Annotated in this window: 1 protein-coding gene and 2 pseudogenes; all 3 read right to left on the bottom strand. The window is 51.0% G+C overall.

Going from position 1 to position 1049, the window contains the following annotated elements; translation table 11 throughout:
• Positions 1–172: 172 nt before the first annotated feature.
• A complete protein-coding gene (locus tag Q0135_RS11365; RefSeq protein WP_297990526.1) occupies positions 173–343 on the bottom strand; it encodes a hypothetical protein in 171 nt (56 codons plus the stop codon).
• Positions 344–358: 15 nt separating this feature from the next.
• Positions 359–783 (bottom strand): annotated as a pseudogene (locus tag Q0135_RS11360) (sulfatase-like hydrolase/transferase); the annotation flags it as partial.
• 1 nt (position 784) lies between these two features.
• Positions 785–1049: pseudogene (locus tag Q0135_RS11355) on the bottom strand (hypothetical protein); the annotation flags it as partial.

Genomic DNA, 1049 nt, shown 5'->3' with positions numbered 1-1049 from the left:
ATATTGGTAAATTTCCGAGCGCGATTGCGTTAGACGGTCGCTTCGCGCCGAAAATACGAGCGTTAAATTTGACGCTCGCGGCAAAATCAAGTGCAGCTTCGAGCCGGCTCGATCGTAGACGGCATCGGAAGCAATACGGCGCGTAAAGCCTTAAATTTCGGCGCGGAGCCGTTTACCGCCCGTATCCTCCCCTACCTTTTAAATTTTCGTCGTAATCCACCCCGTTCGTCATTCGCCTGCGCGAAGCGTCAAATTCATCGCGCAGCGGGCTTTTGCGCACGTTAAACTGCAGCGGCTCTATGCCTAAAATATCGGCGAGCACGTGAGCCAGATTGTCGCTCATAAAAGGCTCGTCCTTCGCCGCGCCTATGCGCCGCCAAAGCTCCGCATGATCGATAAAGCTTTTTGAAGCGATGAAAAGCAGCGGAATTTCGTAGGTGAATCGGGTATTGATGTTGTGCCCGATGAGGCCGTTTTGCTCATAGATATTCTCTCCGTGATCGCTGAGATAGACGATGAGGCTGTCCTCATCCGATGAATTTCATTCACCACGTAGTCGTTATACAGCACGCTGTTATCGCAGCACGCGAGGGCGACCTTTTGCTTTTGCGTAAACGGTAAGGCGATATCGTCGCTTTTAAATTTATCAAATTCCTCGGGATAGCGTTTTTTATAGTCCATATGATTTCCCATGAGATGCACGACGTAGAAATTTCGCTCGCGCTGCGATTTTTTCGCCTCTTTGATGATCGGCAGCAGCGCGCCGTCGTGCGCGACTCGCATGCTATCGAGCTGATCGCTTGTGGAAAGAAAGATGCTTTTTTTCGGCGCGATCGGCGGCACTTTTTGCGCTAAGGGCAAATTTGCCGAAGGCTTCTTGATTGCTGATCCACATCGTGCGAAAGCCGCTCAGCGCGAACATATCGATGATGCTAAGGCTCTCAAACCACGGCCTTTCGCGCTCGCTTTCGTAGTCGCTGAAATTAAGTATCCGCATCAGCGCGGGATTGGTCGCGCCGTAGCACGAAACAGTATCGCTAAATTTAATA

This window comes from uncultured Campylobacter sp., from assembly GCF_937981295.1.
GTDB lineage: Bacteria > Campylobacterota > Campylobacteria > Campylobacterales > Campylobacteraceae > Campylobacter_B.
Note: the sequence above shows the minus strand (reverse complement) of the source record. Positions and strands in the feature narration are given on the sequence as shown.

Bases quoted from the DNA above. Each gene is read 5' to 3' on its own strand.
- Q0135_RS11365 (WP_297990526.1), bottom strand. From the start codon at position 343: ATGAGCGACAATCTGGCTCACGTGCTCGCCGATATTTTAGGCATAGAG.